The 1,489-nt window shown below is 66.7% G+C and carries 1 protein-coding gene and 1 pseudogene; both read right to left on the minus strand.

Going from position 1 to position 1,489, the window contains the following annotated elements; all coding sequences use genetic code 11:
* Positions 1-418: pseudogene (locus HMPREF9538_RS17150) on the minus strand (ABC transporter permease subunit); the annotation flags it as partial.
* Positions 415-1,437 (minus strand): methionine ABC transporter ATP-binding protein, encoded by a 1,023-nt coding sequence (locus HMPREF9538_RS32185; protein ID WP_020317275.1) that lies wholly within the window; start codon positions 1,435-1,437, stop codon positions 415-417. The pseudogene HMPREF9538_RS17150 and the gene HMPREF9538_RS32185, both read right to left, overlap by 4 nt.
* Positions 1,438-1,489 lie beyond the last annotated feature (52 nt).

The raw sequence follows: 1,489 nt of genomic DNA on the forward strand, positions 1-1,489 counted from the left end.
CCCCCCCGCCGCAGACGACCCCCACCGCGGTGACCTCCGCCGGCAACTCGCGCAGCGCGTTCTCCACCAGACGGCCAAAGAACGGGACGCCGGCGGCGATCATCGGCACTACCGCGGCGGGGATGCCAATCGTGGTGCCGGTCAGCCAGTAAGTGAACGGGATAATGGCGGCCATCAGCACCAGAAACGGCAGCGAACGTCCCATATTGACCACCCAGTTCAGCAGCCGGTACAGCAGTGCGTGCGGAAATAAGCCCCGCGGCGAGGCGTTAAACAACACCACCCCCACCAGCCCCCCCAGCGTGACGACAAACAGCATCACAATGGCCACCATCAGCCAGGTTTCGCCATAGGCGGGGAGCAGCAGCGAAGGGATTTCGCCCCAGGGGGTATCCTGACTGATGACTGTCGGTTTCATACCGCCTCCCTGAGCAACGGCGCGCTGTCGAGGATCTCCGCCGTTATGCCGAGCTGCGCCAGCAGGCCCTGCAGTCGCGCGGGCGACAGGCGTTCGCCCTGAAAGCGCACTCCGGCCTGCAGGCGACCGGCCAGCCGACCATTAATCACCTCGACGTGACCGCCAAGGAGATCGATCTGCAGCCCCCACTGCTGGCTCAGGCGGCTGATCCAGTCGGTGGCCACCGGCACATCCCAGCGGTAGCTCAGACGCAGCAGCAGATCGCTATGGGTAGCTGCCGCCGGCGTCAGCGGCAACAGCTGCTGGCCGAGCAGAGAATCGGGACGCGCCAGCAGATCTTCGATCCGCCCGTACTGGACGATCGTCCCGTCGCGGATCTCCGCCACCGCATCCGCCGCCGTGCGCACCGCGTCCATTTCATGGGTGATCAGGACGATCGCCAGCTGGTACTCATCACGCAACCGCTTGAGCAGAGCCAGCACCGAGGCCGTGGCCTGAGGATCGAGGCCGGAGGTGGCTTCATCCGCCAGCAGAACGGACGGGCGCAGCGCCAGCGCGCGGGCAATGCCGATCCGCTGGCGCTGGCCGCCTGAGAGCTGGGCCGGCCAGGCATCCGCTTTGTGGCTCAGGCCGACGCTCTCCAGCAGCTCGCCAACCCGCGCCTTGATATCGCGCTCCACCACACCAAGCCACGCCAGCGGCAGGGCGACATTCTCCCAGGCGGTCCTGCGGCTCAACAGCGCCGAAGACTGGAAAACGGTGCCAATCGCCCGCCGTTCCCGGCGCAGCGCCTCGCCGGACAGCGCCGACAGATCCTGGCCATTGATACGAATGCTGCCGCTGTCCGGTTGCTCCAGCAGGCTGATGCAGCGCGCCAGGGTTGATTTACCGGCGCCGCTCGGCCCCACCACCGCGGTGATGGAGCGCTCAGGCACCTGCAGCGACAGCCCTTTCAGCACCGCGCTGAGCCGGCCATCCGCCGTGCGGTAACTTTTATGCAGGTCATCAATAGCGATCATGTCACCTTCTCCTCTACCGATGCCGCCGTGCGCGCATCGCGGCGGGAGCTGG

Source organism: Klebsiella sp. MS 92-3, from assembly GCF_000195655.1.
Classification (GTDB): domain Bacteria; phylum Pseudomonadota; class Gammaproteobacteria; order Enterobacterales; family Enterobacteriaceae; genus Klebsiella; species Klebsiella pneumoniae.